At 61.3% G+C, this 1345-nt stretch carries 1 protein-coding gene and 1 other annotated feature; the gene reads right to left on the bottom strand.

The features are described 5' to 3' along the window. Positions 1–31: 31 nt before the first annotated feature. A protein-coding gene (locus tag CHB96_RS29295; RefSeq protein ID WP_089253011.1) for an IS3 family transposase occupies positions 32–1293 on the bottom strand; the annotation gives its coding sequence in 2 pieces (ribosomal slippage) (positions 32–999 and positions 999–1293; 1263 coding nt in all). After that, positions 878–1009 (bottom strand) — a sequence feature (AL1L pseudoknot). Its footprint overlaps the gene before it by 132 nt. Positions 1294–1345: the final 52 nt, after the last annotated feature.

Raw genomic sequence — 1345 nt, 5'->3', positions numbered from 1 at the left:
TGAACCGTCCTGGATCTGATGGAGACCTGGTTCAAGCCACCTCGCGATCGGAGGTGGCTGCCGAGCACTGCTGACGGTACTCGTTTTCGTAGTCGACGGGCGATTGGTAGCCGATCGAGGAGTGCAGTCGGCTGGTGTTGAACCAATGCACCCAGGATGCGGTTTCGCGCTCGACCTCAGCACGACCGGTCCATGATTTCTGTCTGTCGATCAGCTCGGTCTTGTAAAGGCCGATGGTCGATTCCATCAACGCATTGTCGAGCGCGTCGCCGACGCTGCCGATCGACCCGGCGATCCCGGATTCGACCAACGCTTCAGTGAAGGCAAGCGACGTGTATTGCGAGCCTGCATCCGAGTGGTGGACCAAACCTGTTGCGGTGAAAGCGAAGTCGGATCGCCGTCGCGTGAACAACGCTTGCTCGAGAACGCCGGACACCAGGGGTGTCGCTTTCGTCGTCATCACCCGCCACCCGAGGATTCGGCGTGAGAACACGTCGACGACGAATGATGTGTAGACGAACCCGGCGAGCGTCCAGCAATAGGTGAAGTCAGCTACCCACCACTGATCGGGGCGAGTCGGTGCGCCCCACTGACGGTCGATCAAATCGGGATGCCGAGGCGCTCGATCGTCTCGCTCGGTGGTGACCGTGCGGTGCCGGCCGCGGATAACTCCGACTGCGCCACAGATGGTCATCAACCGGCCCACCTGATCGCGGCCGACGCTGTGACCAGAGCGTTTCATCGAATGCCACATCTTGCGGACACCGTAGAGGCGTCGGTTGGCCACGAAGTGACAGTGGACGGTGTTCGCGGCGTACGCCTCGTCGAGGGCGGCCGCGGACACGGTGCCGCGTTTCTTGGCGGCGTAGTAGGTGGACGGGGCGATCTTGATGCCGTGCTCTTTGAGTACGGTGCAGATCGGGTCGACCCCGAAGAGGTGGCGGTATTCGTCGATGTAGTCGACGATCACCGAAGTCGGCGGTCGACCTCCGCCGCTGCGAAAAACGCTGATGCTGTCTTGAGAATCTCATTGGCTCTGCGTAATTCGAGATTTTCGCGGCGCAGCGCCTTCAGTTCGTCGTCGCGATCGAGTCCCGATGTGGGTTGGTTCGGATCTGCGGCGGGTTCGTCCTTCTCGACCCAATTTCGGATCGTAGCCGGGTTGATGTCGAGCAATGCCCCGACGTGTTTGCGGGCAGCGATCTTGCTGTCGCCGTGGTCGGCGCGGCGGTCGTTGTACATTCGAACCGCCCGCTCACGGGTCTCCTGGTCGAACTTCCTCGGTGCAGCCATATCTGCATTCTCCTGGTGAGATCACGGTCTCCACCAGTCCCAGGACGGTTCA

Source organism: Rhodococcoides kyotonense (assembly GCF_900188125.1).
Classification (GTDB): domain Bacteria; phylum Actinomycetota; class Actinomycetes; order Mycobacteriales; family Mycobacteriaceae; genus Rhodococcoides; species Rhodococcoides kyotonense.
Note: the sequence above shows the minus strand (reverse complement) of the source record. Positions and strands in the feature narration are given on the sequence as shown.